The 22667-nt window shown below is 33.6% G+C and carries 20 protein-coding genes; 2 read left to right on the plus strand and 18 right to left on the minus strand.

All coding sequences use genetic code 11. The features are described 5' to 3' along the window. The first annotated feature begins 21 nt into the window (after positions 1 to 21). The gene (locus CLV73_RS18140) at positions 22 to 1197 is read left to right on the plus strand and encodes a Pycsar system effector family protein (RefSeq protein ID WP_100378304.1); all 1176 of its coding nucleotides are present in this window, start codon (positions 22 to 24) and stop codon (positions 1195 to 1197) included. A gap of 22 nt (positions 1198 to 1219) precedes the next feature. Further along, positions 1220 to 2134, plus strand: a complete 915-nt coding sequence (locus CLV73_RS18145) for a bestrophin family protein (RefSeq protein ID WP_100378305.1) — start codon at positions 1220 to 1222, stop codon at positions 2132 to 2134. Here the strand turns inward: CLV73_RS18145 and CLV73_RS18150 are convergent. The 18 genes from CLV73_RS18150 to CLV73_RS18235 all read right to left on the minus strand — a co-directional run bounded on the left by CLV73_RS18150 (position 2124) and on the right by CLV73_RS18235 (position 22643). Continuing rightward, complete coding sequence (locus CLV73_RS18150; RefSeq protein ID WP_100378408.1) at positions 2124 to 4445, minus strand: GAF domain-containing protein; 2322 nt, start codon at positions 4443 to 4445, stop codon at positions 2124 to 2126. The two genes, CLV73_RS18145 and CLV73_RS18150, sit on opposite strands and share 11 nt — an antisense overlap. Before the next feature lie 215 nt (positions 4446 to 4660). Then, entirely contained in the window at positions 4661 to 5653 is a 993-nt protein-coding gene (locus tag CLV73_RS18155; RefSeq protein ID WP_100378306.1) for an SH3 domain-containing protein, read from the minus strand. 62 nt (positions 5654 to 5715) lie between these two features. Then, on the minus strand, positions 5716 to 6657 hold the full coding sequence (locus CLV73_RS18160; protein WP_100378307.1) for a hypothetical protein: 942 nt from the start codon (positions 6655 to 6657) through the stop codon (positions 5716 to 5718). 54 nt (positions 6658 to 6711) lie between these two features. Further along, complete coding sequence (locus CLV73_RS18165) at positions 6712 to 7551, minus strand: hypothetical protein (RefSeq protein ID WP_100378308.1); 840 nt, start codon at positions 7549 to 7551, stop codon at positions 6712 to 6714. 9 nt (positions 7552 to 7560) lie between these two features. Continuing rightward, positions 7561 to 8073 (minus strand): peptidoglycan recognition protein family protein, encoded by a 513-nt coding sequence (locus CLV73_RS18170; protein WP_100378309.1) that lies wholly within the window; start codon positions 8071 to 8073, stop codon positions 7561 to 7563. Positions 8074 to 8115: 42 nt separating this feature from the next. Beyond that, positions 8116 to 8841 carry a hypothetical protein gene (locus CLV73_RS18175; protein ID WP_157798821.1) on the minus strand — a complete coding sequence of 242 codons (726 nt, stop codon included), beginning with the start codon at positions 8839 to 8841 and terminating at the stop codon, positions 8116 to 8118. Positions 8842 to 8917: 76 nt separating this feature from the next. Then, complete coding sequence (locus CLV73_RS18180) at positions 8918 to 9946, minus strand: hypothetical protein (protein WP_157798822.1); 1029 nt, start codon at positions 9944 to 9946, stop codon at positions 8918 to 8920. A gap of 5 nt (positions 9947 to 9951) precedes the next feature. After that, on the minus strand, positions 9952 to 12186 hold the full coding sequence (locus CLV73_RS18185; protein ID WP_100378312.1) for a CHAP domain-containing protein: 2235 nt from the start codon (positions 12184 to 12186) through the stop codon (positions 9952 to 9954). A 12-nt stretch (positions 12187 to 12198) separates the two neighbouring features. Then, the gene (locus tag CLV73_RS18190) at positions 12199 to 13050 is read right to left on the minus strand and encodes a DUF4280 domain-containing protein (RefSeq protein ID WP_100378313.1); all 852 of its coding nucleotides are present in this window, start codon (positions 13048 to 13050) and stop codon (positions 12199 to 12201) included. A gap of 1 nt (position 13051) precedes the next feature. Next, positions 13052 to 14077 carry a hypothetical protein gene (locus CLV73_RS18195; protein ID WP_100378314.1) on the minus strand — a complete coding sequence of 342 codons (1026 nt, stop codon included), beginning with the start codon at positions 14075 to 14077 and terminating at the stop codon, positions 13052 to 13054. 149 nt (positions 14078 to 14226) lie between these two features. After that, positions 14227 to 15612, minus strand: a complete 1386-nt coding sequence (locus CLV73_RS18200; RefSeq protein WP_100378315.1) for an NADH-quinone oxidoreductase subunit N — start codon at positions 15610 to 15612, stop codon at positions 14227 to 14229. 16 nt (positions 15613 to 15628) lie between these two features. Continuing rightward, on the minus strand, positions 15629 to 17122 hold the full coding sequence (locus tag CLV73_RS18205) for a complex I subunit 4 family protein (protein ID WP_100378316.1): 1494 nt from the start codon (positions 17120 to 17122) through the stop codon (positions 15629 to 15631). Further along, entirely contained in the window at positions 17122 to 19035 is a 1914-nt protein-coding gene (gene nuoL, locus CLV73_RS18210; protein WP_100378317.1) for an NADH-quinone oxidoreductase subunit L, read from the minus strand. The genes CLV73_RS18205 and nuoL overlap by 1 nt, the downstream gene beginning before the upstream one ends. Before the next feature lie 2 nt (positions 19036 to 19037). Further along, entirely contained in the window at positions 19038 to 19367 is a 330-nt protein-coding gene (gene nuoK / locus CLV73_RS18215; RefSeq protein WP_055982308.1) for an NADH-quinone oxidoreductase subunit NuoK, read from the minus strand. Between the two features lie 4 nt (positions 19368 to 19371). After that, the gene (locus CLV73_RS18220) at positions 19372 to 19869 is read right to left on the minus strand and encodes an NADH-quinone oxidoreductase subunit J family protein (RefSeq protein ID WP_100378318.1); all 498 of its coding nucleotides are present in this window, start codon (positions 19867 to 19869) and stop codon (positions 19372 to 19374) included. Next, entirely contained in the window at positions 19869 to 20426 is a 558-nt protein-coding gene (locus CLV73_RS18225; RefSeq protein WP_029298761.1) for a NuoI/complex I 23 kDa subunit family protein, read from the minus strand. The genes CLV73_RS18220 and CLV73_RS18225 overlap by 1 nt, the downstream gene beginning before the upstream one ends. A gap of 74 nt (positions 20427 to 20500) precedes the next feature. Further along, entirely contained in the window at positions 20501 to 21565 is a 1065-nt protein-coding gene (gene nuoH, locus CLV73_RS18230) for an NADH-quinone oxidoreductase subunit NuoH (protein ID WP_100378319.1), read from the minus strand. A 79-nt stretch (positions 21566 to 21644) separates the two neighbouring features. Then, positions 21645 to 22643 (minus strand): 2Fe-2S iron-sulfur cluster-binding protein, encoded by a 999-nt coding sequence (locus CLV73_RS18235; protein ID WP_002983549.1) that lies wholly within the window; start codon positions 22641 to 22643, stop codon positions 21645 to 21647. Positions 22644 to 22667: the final 24 nt, after the last annotated feature.

Below are 22667 nucleotides of genomic sequence, written 5' to 3' on the forward strand. Positions count from 1 at the left end.
TACAATAACAAAATTTCAGTGATGAGCATTTTACAAAAAGCCAAAGATTATGTTGAAATCTTATTCAAAGATAAGTTATCTTCGGTATATTTTTATCATAATTTTATTCATACTACCTACACGGTCAACAAGGCCGAAGAAATCTTAAAGCATACTCAGGTCTCAGAACAGGATCAAGAGAAAGTTTTGCTTGCTCTTTGGTTTCATGATACGGGGTACATAGAATGTGCACAGAACCATGAAGAAAAAGGAGTCGAGATTATGAAAGACTTTTTGAAAAAAGAAAATTATCCTGAAAACTATATTGAGGATGTTGCCAAGCTTATTTTAGCTACTAAAATTACATATGAGCCCCAGAATCTGCTGGAAAAAATTGTCAAAGATTCGGATTGCAGCCATTTTGCAAGCCACGATTATAATGATATTTCTGATGCATTAAGAAAAGAATGGGAACTTACCAATGTGAGATGCTTTTCCAATGATGAATGGAATGCCGGAAACCTGGAAATGCTGAAAAATAAGCATAGGTTTTATACAGACTATGCAAAAACAGCCTGGCAGCCTCTGAAGGAAAAAAACATCAAAAAAATCGAAAAAAAATTGGAAAAAGAGGAAGGAAAAGAAGGCAAAAAAGAGGGTTCCGAAAATAAGAAAGAAAAAGAACCTAAATCTGACAGAAGTGTGGATACTTTGTTCAGAGTAACTTTGAGCAATCATACGAGACTGAGTGATATTGCAGACAGCAAAGCGAATATCTTATTGTCTGTAAATGCGATCATTATTTCGGTTTGTCTTTCTGTATTGGTTCCCAAGCTGGATACACCTAAGAACTCACATTTGATCATTCCTAGCTTTATTCTTTTGTTATCGGCAGTTTTAACGATCATATTTGCTATTTTATCTACAAAACCTAATGTTACGCAGGCAAGATTTACCATGCAGGATGTTGCAGACCGAAAAGTAAATCTTTTATTCTTTGGTAACTTTAATAGAATGATTTTCGATGATTACCAGAGCGCGATGAACATTTTGATCAAAGATCGTGATTATATTTACGATTCGATGGTGAAAGATTTATATTATCTGGGGAAAGTACTTGACAGAAAATACAGGCTTTTGTCTATAACCTATAAAATCTTTATGGCCGGAATTATCATTTCCGTATTATCTTTCGGATATGCTTTTCTTTCACTGTAAATTATTTTAAATTTAAAAACTGATGATTGTAAGACAGCGTACCAACTGGCTGAAAATGCTTTTTATATGGAGAGGTTCTGTATTAAAGAAAATTATTGTTCAGCTTTTTTCCATTACGTTGTTTTCTTTGGCCATCTATTTTTTCAAAGGAAAAATTTTTGATTACAAAGTTCATCTCAATCCGACTATTTTTACTTTGATCGGGCTGGCTCTTGCTATCTTTATGGGATTCTGCAATACAGCAAGCTATGACCGTTATTGGGAAGGAAGAAAACTTTGGGGATTGTTGGTGATTGAAACCCGGTCTTTAACCCGTCAAATTTTATCTTTGGTAGATGGACCGCAAAATGAGGAAAAGCAAAAAATTGTAAGAATGATTTCTGCTTTTTGCTGGTCTTTAAATTATCAATTAAGAAATAAACCAGGGAAAGAACATCTTTCGAGGCTGCTTTCTCCGGAGCAGGTAGAAAAGCTGAATGGGAAAAAATTTATTCCCGGTATTATTTTAGGATTTATTGCTGATTGGATCAAAGAGCAGAACAGAAAAGGAAATATTGATACCATTGTTTTAACGCAGCTCGATCATCAGTTGAATCAATTTTCGAGTATTTCCGGAGGTTGTGAAAGGATTTTAAATACACCATTACCCTTTGCATATAGTGTTTTACTGCATCGTACCGTATATTTTTACTGTTTTTGGCTTCCTTTTGGATTGGTTGATACATTGGGCTGGATGATGCCTCTGATTGTGGGTTTGATAAGTTATACCTTTATTGCATTAGATGCGATTATTCAGGAAATTGCAGAACCTTTTGGTGAAGAAGAAAATGACCTTGCCCTGAACACCATTTGCAGAACAATTGAGTTTTCTATTTTTGAGCAGGCAGAAATTCCACAAGAGGAGCTTAAGGTGCCGGACTCTTATTTTATTGATTAATCATATTTTGGGTAAGAATAGAAACCCTTAACGCTAAAAGCCCTGTAATCCCTTGTAAATCTTCTACTTTTAAAAATTCTACATCATGGTGAAGAATATTTTTTTTCTGTAATTTACTGATGTAATCTAAATATTCTTTTTGATTTTCCATTCCGAAATAAACTATGGTAACTTTTCCAGGGCAAGTAATTCTTTCGGTGGAATCTTTGATATGAGCTTTATCCAAACGTTTTTTAATGATCTCATAATAGGAATTATAAGCGCCATCTATATCAAAACGTTTTTCATCCATTCTGAAGCGGATATCAACTTTCTCGTTATACACAAATATTAAAGAGGCTATATCCAAAGGAACAGGCAGGTTTGTTTTGAAGCTTTGAAACTCCTGTTCTAGTGTACAAACGGTTTTCAATTGCCAGTATCTCAATCTGTGGACTACTTTTGAGGTATAATGTAGTTCTGGAGCAATCGTATTGCCAATATAGAGATTATGTTCTACACCATCTGATTTAAATCTTTCATAATAATGTGGAAAAATCTGCTGTGCCTTAATTTGGTTTTCATCCAGAATATCTGCCAGTTTTCTGTTGACCAATGTGATGGATTCATCCAGATTTTTTCTGCGGTTATAGAAAAGATGATTTTGAACGAATACTTTTGAGAAATAGTCTTTAATTTTAGATTTTACTTCTTTAGTACTTTTTATTTCCAGTTTTCCCTGTAAAAAAGGATGGATTTCATCTCTTAAAAGTCTTTGAAAACGCTGCTCCGTATCTGCTTTGATGTCATTGTTCAGTTCGTTTTCAAAAATATCTAATGCCAGTAAATATTTTTCTGAATCTGAGTTGATGAGCGAAAAAAGATCATGAAGACTTTCTATCTGTTCATTTAAATCTTCAAGCATTAAATTATAACGCTTTTCAGACGAAGAACGGATATCAGAAAAACCAAAAAGCGGAGTCAGATTTTTAAACGAAATCTGCTTCAATGTATACATTTTCCTACCTAAAAAAGCATTGTAATACTTTTCGGCTTCGTTTCTGAATTTCCATACCACACTATCATGGATTGTAGTATATTCTCTTTGAATAATGGCTTCAATCTGGTTATTTCTTTCAAAAGTAAACCTGCTTAAAGAGAAAAGAATCATATCCGCAAAGAATTCAAGCTTTTTGAGCTTCAGTCCGTTGAAACTGTATGCTATAGGAGAAGTAAACTCCATAATTGCAAGAAGTTCATTGTCTTTCATGATAGGGATTACCATGAAGCTGTTGATATTATTATTTTTTAATATACTGAAGGAAGGAAGTTTTTGTATTTCATGATCTAAATGGTCAACATTTGAAATAACAACAGGTTTGGAATTATGACTCAGATTATTGAACGTACTTTCCCTAACCTCCTGATCAAAAGTATTGATCCAGAAATCGAGAATATGATTGGTAAAGACGTTCTCATAGATCGGAACATTTTCCAGTCTTTTTTCCTTTTTGTTGAAAAGCATTAACCCGAAATTAAGCTCAGAAACATCAAAATAAGATTTGAAAATTTCCTTCAGATTTTCATCAGGAACAAGATTCTCCGGATCAATTTTAATCATGGTTGATTTTAAATCCGATAACGCCACTTCTGAGGTGCAGTCTACCAGAGAAATAATGGTAAACCCGCTTAATATCCATGATTTTGAAGGGAAATATTTTTTCCATAATGCAGTATCATCCAGATTTTCCAGAAGCATATCTATAACAGCATCCGGGGGAATTGGAGCATCCTGTGTAGGATAAACCTCCGAAAAATCGGAATTTACCGTGATTTTATAATGCTTCATGATTCCCTGTTTATTGGGAATATCATAATAAAAGGGTAGTGTGGACTTGATATCTCTTTTGAAATAGGTCTGTAAGATGAGACAGCAGCAGAAAACATAAAACTCATCATCATCAATGTTTCTGAGCTCAATTTCAAAATCTTTTCCTGCTTCTTTCAGAATATTTTTGAATCGCTCGGTATAATTGAACGTAATATTGGAAAGCGGAATACTTGCCGCTTTTATTTCATTATTAGTTAAACCGGTAGGAAACAGGTCGGCTAGTAAAAGCTTGATAATATCCTCATATTTGTCTAGTAAGGACACATCCTGAAAGCCATTTTTCAGCTCCTGAAAATTGTTGGTCTTCTCGATCAGGGATTCGGCATAATTGGCACGATACTCTAACCTGTCATTATAACGGATATGTTCCAACACATCCAAATACTTTTTGAATGATATGTAAACCTGAAATGGAGCGTCTTTTTTATAAAGGTTTGCCAACAACTGAAATTTAGGGTAAAGTTATGAAAAAAATAGATTTTTTCAGGAATGAAAAGCCAGAGAAATGTGAGATTTACGAATGTATCTGAATTTAAATGAAATCACGTTTTATATGTTCAATAAAAAATGAAGACTGTTGTTATTGTGATAATTAAAATGGAAATCTTATGGTCTGCGGATGTGTACTATTGGAATAAAGCTAAGTGATAAAGCAATTATTTTATCCTGCTTTTATGAACGTAGCCTTTATTACCTTCTTTGGTTTTGACTAACCACCAATCGCTTGACTGATCTAGAACTTCTATTTGCTCTCCTGAGTTTATTTTTTCTAAAACTTCAGAAGATGTATTTTTATCTTTCCTTAGGTTGGTATACCCATCATTGTCGTGGATAAAATATTCTATATTTTCACCTTTAATGATATAAGATTTAAAAAACGGTCTATATTTTATATTGTAAAGGGATAGTTCATTTTTATCAAGTTTATTCAAAATACTATCATCAATATATCTGTATAGATTATAATACATTATTGTTTTATTTTTCCAGCCAGTATCATAAGATGGAGAAAAAATGGCTTCAATTTTTTCACATTGCTCAATTCGTTTTTTTAAGTCTGGAATCGAAAATTTATTGACAACATCTTCACTGATTAATAAGGCATCTTTTTGAAAATTAATATCTACAATATTTTTATCAAAATAGTCTTTATTGGTCAGCAATGCCTGCGGAAGATTATGATTGATATAATCAACGAGTTTATTTTGTTTGTATTTATATTCTCCTTTAATAAAATAAGAAGGTTTATAGAGAAATAACTGAAATAAATCAAGTTCATAATCTTCCAAGTAATACCCTAAATTCTGATCATTAAAAATAAGTGATAAAAAATAATAAGATCTTATATCATCCAGTTGTTGTATCCGAACGAGTAACAGCTTGATAAAAAACACCTGTTCATATTGACCCTGATCAAAATTTCTACTGGTTAAAAATTGAAAAAAGCTATTTCTGAAAGACAGATCTTCTAAAGAACTGACTTCTATCTGTTCTATGTATTCTCCGTTATACTTGTATTTATTAAAATCTAAATCTTCAATAAATGAATTGGAAATATTGATTCCATCTTTTAATTTGTCATTTTTGTCTTTACAGCTTACAATAAATGGAAGGAGAAGGATAAGAAAAAATCTAATAAAATTCTTCATGTTATTATAATTACTGGAACCTCTGTGTATCTAACTTTTATTTTTAAATCAGTGAATATTCTTTATTTCATTATTATCCATTGATTATACGTTGACTCTCCTCCAACTCCTTTTATATAGAACTTCTTACCTTCTTTTTTAATGTAAAATTTTGGATCTATTGAAATACAGGAAAACTGATCACCAGCATAATATAGTTCTAGCATATTATTTTTTTCAATTGCAAAATATTTTCCTTCACATAAGTTCGATTCATGATAGGTTGTTAATGATAAATTTGTGGCTCCCTTTTTTATATTAAAATTGTAAGAAATAGATGCCATTCCGGTTGTGGTGGCTTCTGTTTCTACTGAAACTGAGTGAACCCCATCATAATTTTCAGTACTATTATTTATGCTGTTGAATTTATCTTTTTGAATTAAGCCAACTTCAAAAGCCAATACATCTTCCGGAATTTTCGATGTTTCTGTTTCATTAATTAGTCTCCATGTAGCATTTTCATATAAATAAAAAGAAGTTTTTGCACCAGGCTTAATGTCAAACTCATCAGACTCTTTATCTATATAAGAAATATATTTGCTTGGAAGGAAAGAAGCAATAAGATAGTAATCGTTAGTATTTATTAATTTCTTGATATTGTCTGATTGATAAGCTGCATCTTCAGGATTGGGGTATTTAGAAAAGTAACCATTTTCATTTTTTACATTCCAGAAATACTGAACAGTACCAGTTTTTCCAATGTAATCAATTGAGAAACCACCAAGCTTTTTGTCAGAAAAAGTATAGGTAGGAAAAGGATTTGGACTGTCCTCAATTATTGGTTTTAGATCTTGATATTTTTTGTTTAAGAATTGGATTACCGGATCATTAACATTTTTAATTTCATTGTTTTTGTTTTCTTCTTTTTTTATAGAAGTTTTAACCTTATTATCTTTCTTACATCCTGTATAGATGAATGTAGAAAAAATAACTAAAAGTAAAAATTGTTGTAAGATATTTTTCAAGACTAATATCAATTATTTTTCATTTTTATAAAATCTATTGTAATAGAACTTTATCTAACTCAAGTTGTTTAAAGAACTTTTTTCAGAAACTTCTTTTCTTATCCATTCTTCTTCACCTGTTTTTGCACTAGTTCCTAATGAGGATATAAATAATTTTTCAATAAAAAGATCATTATTTCTAAAAAAAACAGGAATTACAATTTTTCTAAATACATTTTGATACTGATCTGTATATCCTAAAATTAAATTAAAGGTTTGGTTATTTTTTGTATTGGTTTCTATGTCTATAAAATCACAAACGAACTTTTTACTAAAAAGTATTTTATTATTGGCTTTTGCTTCTAAATTATATCCGTCAGCCGTTTTTTGGACAGTAAGTATATCTTGTTTATCATTTTTATTAAAGCTTATGTTATATTTTCTAATTTGTTCGGACTTAGTAGAGTTACTAGGCGGATAAGTTACTTCCTCTTCTTGCATATTCTCTTTTGATTTCAGAAAATATTTTTTACACTCGGGTGAATCACACCCTAAAAGAAGTGTCTCTTTCCCATCATAAAGAGAAACATATGAACCTCCGTTAATTTGTAAATCATACTTTTTCCCTTTATATAAATAATCTTTTACATCAATATTGCATGGAGTAATAGGATAGGAAAAGTGCCATTCATCCTCTGTAATGGGGTTGGATAAGTTTATAATTTTATCTATATCTGCCTTATTCAGTGACCATGTTTTATCTTTTTCATTTAATTTTTCTCCATTTGAATATTCACCTTCACATTTTGCATAATATGTGATTGCTTTTTCTTGTTTTTTTCCATCCTTATCTTGTCCTTTGCAAGATATCATAAATGAAAAAAGTATTAAAAAACTTATAAGAATATTTTTCATAAATTTTAATTATAAATAATCTTTAATAGCGTTGTAAACAATTTGTCCCTCTCCTGCTTCTTTAGGGGCTAAGTGTTCATGACAATCAATTTTACTTTTATCTAAATTATAATAATTTAAAAGTGCTTTGACAAGACATGCAACCGATTTTGCTTGTACTTCAGTTAAATTTTCCCACCCTGAAACTGGATTTTGCCCTTTTAATCCGAGTGTTGGTTTGCCATTTTTATCAATTGCAAAACCTACAACCTCTATTCCTACAGATTTGGAATTCCATCCGGCACAATGCCAGGTTATTTTAGATAGATTGGCTGTTTGTGTTATTATGCCATCTTTTCCCACAATGAAATGTGTTCCATAATGATCTATACCTCCTTTTTTATTTTTTCTGCCATTTTTAAAAGCATTTATACATGCTTCAGTTGTTCCACCTGCAGTTCTATGCAATATTATTTTCTGAATACTTGTTATAGGGTCTTTAAATAGACCATTTTCTATGGCATTTACTTGATGACCTTTTATTGATTTTTATTTTTTGATTATTCAGGTAAGAAATTCTATTACTTATTGCTCAATAATGGTCTCAAAATGTTGAATCGAATATTTCTTCAAGAATTGTAAATCAAAAAAGTTTTTCTGAAGAAATTTGGCAGGTAAATTATCATGAAGAGAGTAAAGGTATTGAACTAAAGGTTTGCATTTTTCATTAGTTGTCTCTTGTTCATATTTTCCCAGTAATTTTTCTATTAGAGTTGCTATCAGCTGAAATTTATACTGATCTTCACAATAAATGTGATCCCAAAAATTAAAAAATTCTTCTATTACATCTAAAAAATATTGTTCTGAGTTTTTATTGTTTTGAAGTATATAAGAAATAATATTGGTTTTGATAGGTGTTTTTTCCTTATTGTTATACAGAAATAAATGTTGAATATAATCGGGTTCAAGATTTTCATAATTTATTTCGCGTAATGCTAAATTATTTACCAATATATTTTTTTCATAATCAAAATAAAAGAAAATATCTTCCAGTTTTTCTTTATCGTTTAATATATTGGTGATGGAAGAGTTATCATCGTTAAAAATGATTTTATTATAATTAATAAACTGGTTATTATATGAATTTTTTAGCCCCTCATTTATTACAAAATCTTTTAAATAATAATTCTCAAAAGGATATGTATTTATAAATTGATTTTCAATATCAATTTTATATCCCTTCTGATTAAAAAGAATAATAATTCCTCTATCAAAATTATCAATTCCAAAGTGGGTTTTCAGTTTTCCCAAAAATTCAGTTTTAGAAATATCTTTAAATCCGTTTTTTATTAAAATTGATTTTAAAGATTGTGACAGGATTTCCATATTAATGTATATTTATATCAAATCTATAAAATAAATAAGGTGATGGACTTTTAGCTCTTGCAGAGTTTACCAAACTTTCCGAATCTTTAATATCTGAAGAAATTGCATAATATTTATTATCCTTTTTATTAAGAATTAATACTGGTTTTTTCTCACTATCAGAAATATTTTTAGGGGAAGAAGTGTCATTTTCGTCTTTTGCATAAAGTTTTATGGTATTTCCGGAAATACTGTAATTACAAGTATAATGTATTGAATACCCACCGGGTGATTCTGTTGGAAATTCGCTTTCCATTCTACTGTCATTATCGAAGGTAATTTCTTTTGAACTTATTTTTAGCTCATACCAGCCGATTCTGTTTTTAATTTCCTGATATGAAGTTAGTTGTAAATTGTCGGAATTTAAATAAATTCCTGTCCAGCTATCAAGTGATGATGAAGAGGTTGTTGTTTCCTGTTTGGTCTTAAGTTTCAAAATTTTACTCTCTCTCCATTGGTTGGCTTTAGCTTCGTCATTATCATTGTCGACTGAAAATGTATCAGCGATTTTCCATGTATTGGAAGACGTATTATATTGGTATAAAAATATTTTCCTTGGAGTTAATGGCGTATAGGGAGCATCCATATTGGGAGTTGATTTTAAAAACTCTTTTGGAGTATGAAAAACCCAAATATCAAACTCTTTACTAAGATTTTTTAAAGACTGTTGATTTAGCCCTTTTTCAATAGTTGCATCAATATCCTGGTTATGGATTTTGTTTTTTTGCTCAGAATACCATTTTTCTGATCCTATTTTAGGAACCAGTATAAAAGTAGTTTCACCATTGCGGTATTTAAAATCAAAATTTCTATAAATTCCATCAAATTGAGTTGACACAATGCCTTCAAAATCATCAATTGGGTAATCTATAAAATTAATTTTTGCAGGACTTTGTTCTTTATTTACGGTTAAGTGGTCAAAATTTTTAGTGTTTTTTTGGCAGCTCATTAGCTGAATTAATAAGCAAAGTATGAAAATATGTAATTTCATTTTATTTATAATTTTTTAGTATAATTTTTTGGTCTAAAATATCCTACCCATCCTCCATGTCCCCATAAAGCTCCTTTTAGTCTTGTATATTTCGCTGTTCGTGAACATCCGGTTCCTGCATACCCACCATTCTTGACCTGGTCTTTTTCACTAACGGCCCCAACATTTCCTATTGCTTCTAGTATAACTACTACATCATTCGCAGAGTCATAAGAATATACAATACCAGTGTGTCCCGCGTCACTTCGTCTCCAAACAAAAATGTCGCCTCTTTGGGGAGTGAAGTCTTTATCATCACTTCCCGCAACAAAATCTATATTGTTATTTCCAATTACCTTTCTAAAAGCTTTCTCACTTATCATATTATCTGTAGTCATATATTTTATAGAAGAGGTAATTCCTAACTCATGTAAGTATCTGCTCACAAATTCTGAACAATCCATTTTTGAAATACCTTCTTCAGAATCGTCAGTTCTTAAATTGTTAGTTTCCTGTTTATAGGTATGGTGTTGATCTGCAATTTTTTTCATTTTATTGAGTACTCCGTCGTCATCCGATGCTACTTGATCGTCTACAGGATTTAGCAATTTACATTCTTTTACACGAAATATTGATTTCATCGAATCTTTTTCCTTAATCGTGTGTGACGTAGTTGTAGTATCATCATCCTTGTACCATGCTCCTCCAATCAAATGTGCGACTCTTTTGGTTTTTGATTTGGTTTTACTATTAATAATTTTAATAACATTTAAACAAGCTTCTTTTGTTACTCCAACCTTTGCAGGAATATACATTTTATGCAGATCCCAGTCACCTAGACCAGAAAGCAGAGCTTCAGTTGCCGTAAACTTTCCATCGTATTGTCGTCCATCTTTAATATTTAACGTCTGATTACCCAAAACTTTATTTACATGAGCTTCAATATCTGTATAATTATTTTTTCCAGTTATTTGCAGCATTCCTCTTCCTCGGTATCTCCAGCCTTCATTGTCATTTTCACTTAAACTCTGATTATCAGTAGGAGCCTTGTTTCCTAATGTTTTTGCTTTTGGATCAAGGCCATATACGAAATTGGCAATTTTTATTTGCCTGTCTAAATCCAAAGCTCCTTCGTTTGCCTTTCTTCCCAGATCTTCAGCCATTTTAATTCCGGTTTTATTCCCAAACATGTACGACGCAGATACATTTAAAAAGCCTGTTGTTTTTAATGCTGCAATATTATAATTCATGCTTTCACCATTTATGGCAGGTGTTAATGAATCTCCACTTTCCTGTTTTGCCTGTGCAAAAAAATGAGCTTTAAGTGTGCAGGTATTAACATTAAACTTTTTGCAAAACTCATTAAAAGATTTAACGATTTCTTTAATTAATGTTGTGTTTGTTACTGATGGAAAAACTGCTTTTAGCTCATCTTCTGTAAGTACTTCACATCGTGGGCACTTACCTGTTGAATTTTGCTGATTAACATTTTGGTCTACATTAGTAGCTGTATCGGGATTTTTAGCAGGAGGATTACTTCCGTTTCCTTTTACTGTAATTTTTTGATTTAGAATCTGAACTGTTTGTGGGCTATAGGTTGAAAAAGTATTTTGCTTTACTACCAAATAGTATTCATGCTCTCCTCCTTCCATAATGGAAGAAAAACCAGTTCCTTGAGCTTTTTTCATCATTAATTCGTTGAGAATTATCTTCTCATCATTTATTCCGTTGGCATTAACTAAGATTTCTTTTTCATAGAGCAGGGTGTTTTCATCTTTGTTATGCCCTGTATCTGCTGCGGTATCCCGTTCCCAAATCTGCATAAGTAATTTTTCTTTGAACATATTTTGCGTTTTTATTTCCGCAACTAAAGTCTGTCCGTATTTCGGTTTCTCTGTAATTTTTTTCTTATTACTATTAAGGAGGGTTAAGGAAAGGATTTTCGGAGTTCCTTTTACAGGTTCTATATGGATAATGGTGTTGCCTTTTCTTTCCGGGGAATTGAGGTATCCTTCTACAAAGAACTTTTGTCCAAGCGCTTTCTCTTCAAAAGTGAATGTTCCTGTAATACCTTTCTTTTTAATATTTGTAGAAGTATAATTGCCATTACTCCTTCTTCTGAAAAGTTCCCATGTAATATTACTACCATTACGTTGACTAGAAGGAGTTTCAGGATACCATTCTATCACTGAATAAGTTGCAGGTGCACCTATTCGAGGATTTGATGGACCAGATATTTTTGCTACACCTTTTTTTGACATTGTCTTACAGTTTTAATGTGCATAGTTATTTTCATTATCCATTTCATCTTTTAGTTCATCAATATTTACTAACGGATTGTAAATCTGTTGTTCTATAGGATTGGCATTGGAAATTTGGGTATTACTGATCCCACTTTGTTGACCGTGCTTCAGAACCGTAATTTTGCCACCGGTTACACATGTCAGTTCAGAAATCTCTGTAAGACAGCTTTTCCCTAAAATTTTCACTTTTTCATATGTTTTCTGCCATTTTCCTGCAGGAGCATAGTTACAAGGAAGATAGCCGCCAGAAGTTGGCTTAAGCTTACATTGCCCGAAAGGTTGAATGGCAGGATCCAACTGAAGATCATCTTCTGTGACAGCAAGATAATCTGCTTGACTTTCGGCATTATTCCAGTAATGTTTCTGATGGCTTGTGACTTTAAATTTTGGAAATTTAAAGCCTTGGTTGCATTGGCAGGTTCCTTTTTGAATCACAAAATATTTTCCATCATGTTCACTGGAATCATCACTTTTTTGTGTTGTACTGTCGTCCTTTTTTGAAGATTCGGAAAGAGTATTGCTTTTGTTTTCTGTTAGAAGTATTTCATTTGAGGGTTGACCATCAGTATAGCTTTCTTCAGTATAATTTAGCTCTTTCTCTAAATTTAGCTTTTCGTCTGATTGAAGAACTTTTTTATCTATTAAAAATTGAGGGTTTTCAGGAATAAAAACTTGTTTACCTACTTCAGGTTCTCCGTGTATAATGTCATTCTCAGGACAGGAGAGATTGTGAAAAGTTTTTAAATAATTTTCATCCTTTATACTGAAGTTTTGAGCAATACTGGCAAAACTGTCGTTGGCTTTTGTGATATATATTTTCATATTATGATTGTGCTTTTAGATGTAATTTGTGTTTGTGAAATAATTTATCCTTATACCAAATGTTTATCTCTAGTTTTATTTCGGATAGCTGTCTTGTGATTTTATTTGTAAAATAATGTAAATGTATATTGGCCTTTAATTTGTTTACATCATTTTCATCTCTAATACGAGAACCTTTTATAAGTTCCTGAAAACTGCAGTTTTCTGATATTTTTCCGGTAAGAACTGTCTCAATATACTCCGGATTTTCATAAAAATATTCGCTTTTAAAATTAAATTCTAATGGAAATGAATTATAATAAATGGCAAATTTTTCTTTCCATTCGGCTTTTTTATGAAACCAATTGATATCGGGAAATAATATTTTATAAACCAAGGTGCATTGCATTTGTCTTAAAAAATAATCTTCATTGGAAATATTTTCACTGAACAAATCAATATAGGAATTTGCTACATCACCGATAAAAAAATCTTTGAGTTCAGATTCTTTATCTTTAAATTTTTGAACCAGACTCTTGTGATTGGCCAATGCTGATATTTTCCCTTCTGATAATATGAACGAAATAGGGGAGATCTTTTCCATACAGGCGAGAGCAAAAGATGTTACTTTGTCATCGGGAACAATATTATTTTTTCTAAAATCAGTTTGCTGGGTTTTTACAATAATCTGTCCCTTTTTCTCCTCAACATCCAAACGAATTTTATAATTAAGCTGTAATTGATCTTGATTGAATTGTTCAATATTCTCTGTGACAGTATATTCAGAGGAATGAAATGAAATTATATCTACAATTGATGGAAGTTTTTTTTGTAATTGTCTTTCTTGCTCTGTTTTAGAAATATAAGATATAGGTATTAAAATAAATTTCACGCCCTGCAAGTTTCCGAACCACAACTTATCCATTTTTTCGCAATGTTTATTATGGAACTCCTTAAGCTCTAGTTCGTTCATATTCACACGAAATGCGATAGAATTAAGACTATCTTTTGGTTGCACTTTATATTTGATAAAATTGTTGTCCATCATCAAATATCTTTCAGATGATATAAAGCTATAAAAAAGGAAAAAAATAGCTTGTAGTAATTCTACTACAAGTGACAAGGAATCGAAAAAATATATTAAAAAAACCTTTCAATTTGTTTGAAAGGTTTTTAAATTTTATGATGTTAAGGTTTTTAGAACCCTACTAATCTTGCGAATAAATCAGGGAAAACACCTAAGACAATAATCGAAGCAATAACGAATACTCCAACGATATTGTATGTAAGGGTTACTTTCTCTGAAGATTTGAATGTGCTTTCTTTGAAGAAGAACATGGAAATGATCAATCTCAAATAGTACGCAATAGAAACTGCAGATCCTAAAACCGCTACCAATACGAGGAAAACCCCGTGATTAGAATTCATTGCCTGAGAGAATAAAGCAAATTTCCCCATGAAACCAGCCGTTAACGGAACTCCCGCCATTGAAAGCATAGAGATTGCCGCTACGGTTGCCAATAAAGGTTCTGTTTTTGCCAATCCTTTGAAAGCTCCGAAAGAAGTCTCTCTTTTTAGTTTTTCAACATAAATTAAGCACATGAAAACTCCTACTGTAGACAAAGCATAAGCAAATAAATAGAACGCCAAATTGTAAGTAGAAAGGCTTGTCATTCCGAAGAATACCAACCCGATGTATCCAGCGTGAGAAACTGAAGAGTAAGCCAACATTCTTTTTGCATTGGTCTGAGCAAGCCCCATAACGTTTGCCAAAAGCAAGGTAATAATTAAGAATACCCCGAAAACATTAATCCATTCTGCTGTAACGCCACCGAATCCGATCGTCATTAATCTGAATAGAGCAAAGAATCCTGAGATCTTTACAACACTCGCCATAAAAGCCGTGATCAATGAAGGTGCTCCATAATAAACATCAGGGCTCCACATATGGAAAGGTGCCAATGCTACTTTGAATGCCAATGCACAAAGAATCAATAATACACCCAAGATGAACATGGCATCATGAGGATTTGAAACTCCGAAATTCTGGATTTTATATAAATCAAAACTTCCAACACTTCCGTAGATGAATGCAATACCAAACAATAGGAAACCTGTTGCGAATGCCCCCATCAGGAAATATTTTATGGAAGCTTCGTTTGATCTTAGATCTGTTTTGTTAGCTCCCGCCATTACATATAAAGGAATAGAAAGGATTTCAACTCCTAAGAATAGCGTTACCATGTTTTGATATCCGAAAAGGATAATTCCACCACACAATGCGAAAAGCATTAATGCGTATAATTCTGACTGGTGGCTTCTGTGGTTGCTGAATGCAAAACCTCCCAAAAAGAATAATAATAATGTCGTTACGATTGATATTTTTGTGAATAACGCAGTATTCCCGGTATAGTCATACATATGTCTGTACTGTGCAAAGAAAGCACATTCAGGCATGAAACTTACCCATAATGCGATGATTAATCCCAAAATCCCAATGTATCTTGCGAATTTCCCTTGTTCAAAAACTCCTGAAAATAACGCAACAACTGCCGTTAGGAAAACAATAATTAAAACACTCATTTCTTAAAATATCAAATTAGCTTACCATTGATTGGTAGATAAACTTCAACGAACTATTCACCATTTCGATTATCGGTTGTGGGAAAATACCAAATACAATCACAAAAACCGCTAAACTTGCCAATACAGAGAATTCTACTGCAGAAAGATCTTTTACTGTGCTTAAAACAGCATCATCACCTTGCCCGAACATTGCTTTTCCATAGAATCTCAATAAATAGACAGCAGCAAGAATTACCGTAAGACCGGCGATTACCGCTGCCAATCCGTTAAAATCATATACAGACTTTAACAAGATAAATTCCCCGATGAATCCATTAGTCAACGGAACTCCCATTGAACCTAATATAATGATCAGGAACAACACCGCAAACTTAGGAGCTACTTTCGCCAAACCTCCCATTTGTCTGATGTCTCTTGATTTAAATCTCTTGTATAAAATATCACAACAGTAGAATAAACCTACCACGTTGATACCGTGAGCAAAAGTTTGTACCAAAGCTCCTTCAGCACCTTCTATTGTGAAAGTTCCTCTTAAAGTAACCACCGCAGAAGCGAAGATACCTGCCACCATTAATCCAACGTGAGAAAAAGAAGAATAGGCAATGATTCTCTTCATATCAGTCTGAATGATCGCGATCAATGCTCCGTGAACAATTCCCACAATTGCCAAAATAATTACGATCTGCCCTGAAATTCCTGCAATCGGAAGGGGAGTGATTGGTAATAAATAACGCATCACTCCATATACTGCCATTTTAAGCATGATACCCGATAAAAGCATCGACCCCTGAGTCGGTGAATAGGTATAGGTATCCGGTTGCCAAGTATGGAAAGGGAATACAGGTAATTTCACTGCAAAAGCAAAGAAAATAAACCAGAATACCACAGTCTGTTGTGTTTCGTTTAATTGAGCATTATATAAATCTGTCAGCGCAAAAGATGCAGAGTTGTTATACACATAAATCAATCCTGCTAACATGAATAATGACCCAACGAATGTATATACGAAGAATTTCGTAGTGAATTCAAATCTTTTATTTTCCTGACCCCAAAGTCCGGCAATGAACCAGATCGGAATCAAAGTTACTTCCCAGAAAATGTAGAACAATAGCCCGTCAAGCGAAGTGAAAACTCCTACAAGACCGAATTGCATTAGCAGGATCAAACCGTAGAATGTGTTTCTGTAGCTTACATTTTCATTAAAAGAAGATAAAATAATGATTGGCGTTAAAATATTAGTCAGCAATAAAAGAAGCAAACTCATCCCATCGATACCGAAGTGAAGAGAGCTTTTCATAAATTGTGACCAAGGGTAGTTGATCTCGTGCTGCAATACGCTGTCTACCGTCGGATTAAAATCAAAATCCGCCGCGATGTAGAACGTTACAAGCATTTGAACCAATGCAATTCCCAATGCCAAATATTTGCTGGATTTATCTTTCCACGCAAAAACTAATCCCGAACCTACTAGAGGTAATAGTAATAATGTTAATAATAAACCAGACATTATTGTAATATAAAGTTAACAATCAGTATAATTCCTACAGCTAAAGACATGATCAAAATGTAATTCTCAACATTTCCGTTCTGAATACGCTTCATCGCTTTTCCGCTGTCTTCGGCACCTTCGCCTACGAAGTCTACAAAACGATCAAGAATACCTTTATCAAACATCTTTCCTCCGCGTCCTAATCCTTCAACAGTTTTTACAATTAATGCATTGTAAAGTTCGTCAACATATAATTTTTTAGCAGACAGTTTTTCCCATCCGGTATATTGTTCTTCAGGAAGTGCTTGTTTTTTCTTGTTCACGTAAGTATTTTTAACGATGAACCAAACACAGAAGAACATTAGAACTGTTGCTCCTAAAAGTATCATTTCAGTACCAAACGGAACTCCCGAAAGAGTAGCTTCCATTTGTTTAAAGCTTTCCTCAGTAAGAACCGGCTTCAACCACTCCATTAATTTTGCATAATGACCGTGACCGATGAAGTGAGGAAGGTTAATTAATCCTCCTACAACAGAAAGAATAGCCAATACGATCAATGGTAAGGTCATATTTGACGGACTTTCGTGTAAGTGGTGTTTTTGATCTTCAGTACCTCTGAACTCTCCGTGGAAAGTTAAATAGTACAATCTGAACATATAGGTTGCAGTAATAGCCGCTAAAATGAATAATAATACCCAATAGATTGGATTTTTAGCAAAGGCTGCTACTAAAATTTCGTCTTTTGAAATCATCCCTGATAATAGAGGGAATCCTGAAATAGCCAATGTTCCGATTAGGAAAGTTGCGTGAGTGATCGGAATGTATTTTTTCAGACCTCCCATAAAACGCATATCCTGCTCGTTGCTCATGGCGTGGATCACAGAACCTGCTCCCAGGAACAATAATGCTTTGAAGAAAGCGTGCGTCATTACGTGGAACATCGCTGTTGTATACGCTCCAAGTCCTAAAGCAATAAACATAAATCCAAGCTGTGAAACCGTAGAATAGGCCAATACTTTTTTGATATCGTTCTGACGTAGTGCGTAGAATCCTGCCAAAGCAGCTGTTAAGAATCCGATGAATAAAATTCCTCCCTGAACAGTTGGTGCTAAAGTAAATAAGAAGTTTGATCTTACTACTAAATAGATACCCGCAGTTACCATCGTTGCCGCGTGAATTAACGCAGAAACTGGAGTTGGACCAGCCATCGCATCCGGTAACCATGTATATAACGGAACCTGAGCAGATTTACCCGTTGCACCGATAAATAAACTCGCCGTAATAAAGATAATTACGCTTCCGTCTAATTCAAATTTTCCTGCGTTTTCTGCTACCGTAAGGTAATCAACAGCGTTTGTTTGTCCGGCAATCATGAAAATACCGATCAATAACGCAAGGTCACCAATTCTGTTCATGATGAAAGCTTTTCTTGCCGCTTTACCATATTCTTCGTTGGTATACCAGAATCCGATTAGTAAGTAAGAACACAATCCTACACCTTCCCATCCGATGAATAGGATTAGGTAGTTGCTTCCCATTACTAATAATAACATTGAGAAGATAAATAAGTTCAGATAAGTGAAAAACTTATAGAAACCTTTATCGTGGCTCATATATCCGATAGAATACAGGTGAATTAAAGATCCGATCCCTGTGATGATCATCACCATCATTAATGATAACTGATCAATCTGGAATCCGAAATTGATCTGAACTCCGTTTATTCTAAACCATTCAAAAGCTTTTACAATTACAGGCTGACTTTCAGAATCAAAATTCATGAAAATACTCACTGCGATGCAGAAAGATGCAAAAACCATTGCCGTAGCCAAGCTACCTACAACAATTTTTGGAAGATTTTTTCCGAATAAACCATTAATAAGAAACCCTAAAAGTGGTAAAAGTACTATTGCATATACTAAATTCTCCATTCCTATCCTCTTAATTTATTAAATATACTAACATCAACAGAACGGGTATTTCTATACAGCATGGCAATAATTGCCAAACCTACTGCTACTTCTGCAGCAGCAACCACCATAATGAAGAAAACTAAAAGTTGTCCGTCGCCGTTACCCTTGTACGCAGAAAATGCGGCCAATAAAAGGTTCGTAGAATTTAGCATAAGCTCAACACAACCCAAAATAACAATAGCATTTTTTCTCAACAATACTCCCAACACTCCCAAACAGAACAATACTGAAGAAAGAATGATGAAATAATTCAGAGGGATGCTTTGTATAAATGTATTTACTTCTCCCATAATTTTATAAATCTTTTTTACCGATTAATACCGCACCTACGATACCTGCCAAAATAAGGATGGATGCAAGCTCAAACGGTAAAACATATTCATTAAACAAAAGTCTACCCAGATTTTTTGTCAAACCAACACCTCTGTCTACATTTTCAACAGCAATATGGTTGTCCTGAACTCCTCTGAATACTCCTAGAACACCAATTAATAAAAGACCGGCCGTAAAAACTCCAATAAATTTTAAAGTATTGTTCTTCTTACTTTCGTCTTGTTTATTAAGGTTAAGCATCATCAGGATATAAAGGAATAATACCATGATCGCTCCGGCGTAAACAATAATCTGGATAATCGCAAGGAATTGTGCATTCAGAAGGATGTACATACCCGCAATAGAAAACATCGTAACAATTAATGACAAAATAGCATATAAAGGATTTCTCGCAAATACGAAATACACCGCACTTGCCACTGCTAAAAACGCCACCAAGAAAAATAAAAACTGATCCATTATTTTACCGCATTTTTTTGTTTCTCGGATTGTCTTTCAGTGATATCAATCCTTTCATTTATTTTTTCAACCAATTTATCTTTTCCATAGATAAAAGAACCTCTGTTGGTTTCCACGTCTACCAATCTGTCGGTAAGATAGATAGCAGATTTAGGACAAGCTTCTTCACACATACCACAGAAGATACATCTCAGCATATTGATTTCATATACGGAAGCGTATTTCTCTTCTCTGTAAAGGTGTTTTTCCTCTTTTGTTCTTTCAGCAGCAGTCATTGTAATTGCTTCTGCAGGACATGCCACCGCACAAAGTCCGCAAGCCGTACATCTTTCTCGGCCTTCCTCGTCTCTTTTCAAAACGTGCTGACCTCTCCAGATATCTGCTCTCGGTTTCTGTACTTCCGGATATGAATATACTGCGGGAGCACCTTTCAATACGGTTCTTACAGCATGCTTAAATGTAATCCCCATTCCTGTAAAAATCGCAGGTAAGTAGATTTTTTCAGCAAGGGTCATTTCTTTATTAGAAACAACTTTTGATCTGTTCGTAAGTTTCATTTAATTATAGATGTTAGATGTTAGACATTAGATTTTAGACTAATCTTGTCCGTTATCTTAATTAATTTTAAATTTTAATTTCCAAATGCTAAAATTACAGCTCCTGTAACCAGCAAGTTTACCAATGCCATTGGGATTAAAGTCTTCCAACCCAAATGCATTAATTGGTCATATCTAAATCTTGGAAGCGTCCATCTGATCCACATGAAGATCAAAATTCCGATTACCGTTTTCGTTAAGAATGCTACAATACTCAGGATACCTGCTGTGTTTTCACCCCAGTGTTGAGTTACCCATTCAATTCCCGGATAGTTGTAACCTCCGAAGAAAAGCACTACCATAAATGCATTGGAAATAAACATATTCACGTATTCACCGAACATATATAATCCTAATTTCATGGATGAGTATTCTGTAGAATATCCTGTTACCAATTCAGATTCACATTCCGGTAAATCGAAAGGGTGTCTGTTTGTTTCTGCCAAAGCTGCTACAATGAAAACAAGGAAAGCGATCGGCTGATAGAAAATATTCCAGTTAAGACCTGAAACCCAAGGAATAACTCCCCAAAGTTTTCCATTGGTCTGGCTTGCTGTAATTTCTTTTAAATCTAAACTTCCCGTCATCATAATAATAGAAAGTAAAGCCAATCCCATTGCTAATTCGTAAGAAATCATCTGAGAAGAAGCACGAATCGCCCCTAATAATGAATATTTGTTGTTCGAAGCCCAACCCCCGATCATAATTCCGTAAACACCAATTGAAGCCATTCCGATGATGAAAAGTACACCAACATCGATGTTAGCCACCTGAAGATCATAAGAAGTACCTGCAATATTTAAACTTTTACCCCAAGGAATAACCGCTCCGGTGATTAATGAAATAAACATTACCAAAGCCGGCCCCAATACGAAAAGGAATTTTTCTGCATTGGCAGGTGTAAAATCTTCTTTAAAGAAAAACTTTCCACCGTCAGCAAGAGGCTGCAGCAATCCGAAAGGCCCTGCTCTGTTAGGCCCAATTCTATCCTGCATGATAGAGGCAACTTTTCTTTCTGCCCAGGTAGAGTAGGCTGCAATCGTTAACGAAAGCAGGAAAAGCGCTAATACAAGTATAAGTTTAAATGTAAGTAAATCCATTCTGAATTTTAGATTTTAGATTCTAGATTATAGATTGTAATTCATTTAAAATCTATAATTTAAAATTTATAATTTAATATTATTTTTCGTCTTTTTCACTGATTTCTTTAGCCATCGGATTGTCTAAAACTCTTAGCTCATCTTTAGGCTTCTCATAGTGGTTCAATGAAATCACTGAATGTCTGTCGATGTGTCTTGGACCTTCGATGTTCCAGTCGCTCAGGCTTTTTCTTTCGAAACGGCACGTGTCGCAGATAAATTCTTCCACTTCACCCCACTGGTCTTTTCTGGCAGTAACCCTTACAATTTCATCACCTTTCATCCATACTACAGCTTTTCCTGAACACTTATCACATTTGCAAGATGCATTCATTGGTTTTGTAAACCAAACTCTGCTTGCAAAACGGGCTGTTCTGTCTGTTAATGCTCCTACCGGACAAACGTCAATTACGTTTCCGATGAAATCATTGTCTAAAGCTTTATTTAAATAAGTAGAAATTTCAGCGTGATCTCCTCTGAAAAGAATTCCATGCTCTCTTTCTCCTGTTAACTGGTTTGCTGCTAATACACATCTTGCACACAGAATACAACGGTTCATGTTCAATTTGATGTGCGGACCAAGATCATCAGCTTCGTAAGTATTTCTTTCGAATTCAGTTCTTGTATTTTCCACACCGTGTTCATATCCTAAATCCTGAAGATGACATTCACCAGCCTGATCACAAATAGGACAGTCTAACGGGTGGTTTACCAATAAAAACTCAGTCACAGCCTTTCTACCTTCCTGAGCTTTTTCAGAAGTAAGATTTTTTACTTCCATACCATCCATTACGTTGGTTCTGCAGCTTGCAACCAATTTTGGCATAGGACGAGGATCTGCTTCAGATCCTTTAGAAACTTCTACCAGGCAAGTTCTACATCTACCTCCACTGGTTTCCAATTTGCTGTAGTAGCACATTGCAGGAGGTACAGATTTTCCACCGATTTGTCTTGCTGCTTCCAAAATAGAAGTCCCAGGCAAAACTTCAGTAGTCTGTCCGTCTATAGTTATTTTGAATTTTTTAACCTCTTCGCTCATATTCTATGCTTTTCGCTTTTATGC

It is taken from the genome of Chryseobacterium geocarposphaerae (assembly GCF_002797535.1).
Taxonomy (GTDB): Bacteria; Bacteroidota; Bacteroidia; order Flavobacteriales; family Weeksellaceae; genus Chryseobacterium; species Chryseobacterium geocarposphaerae.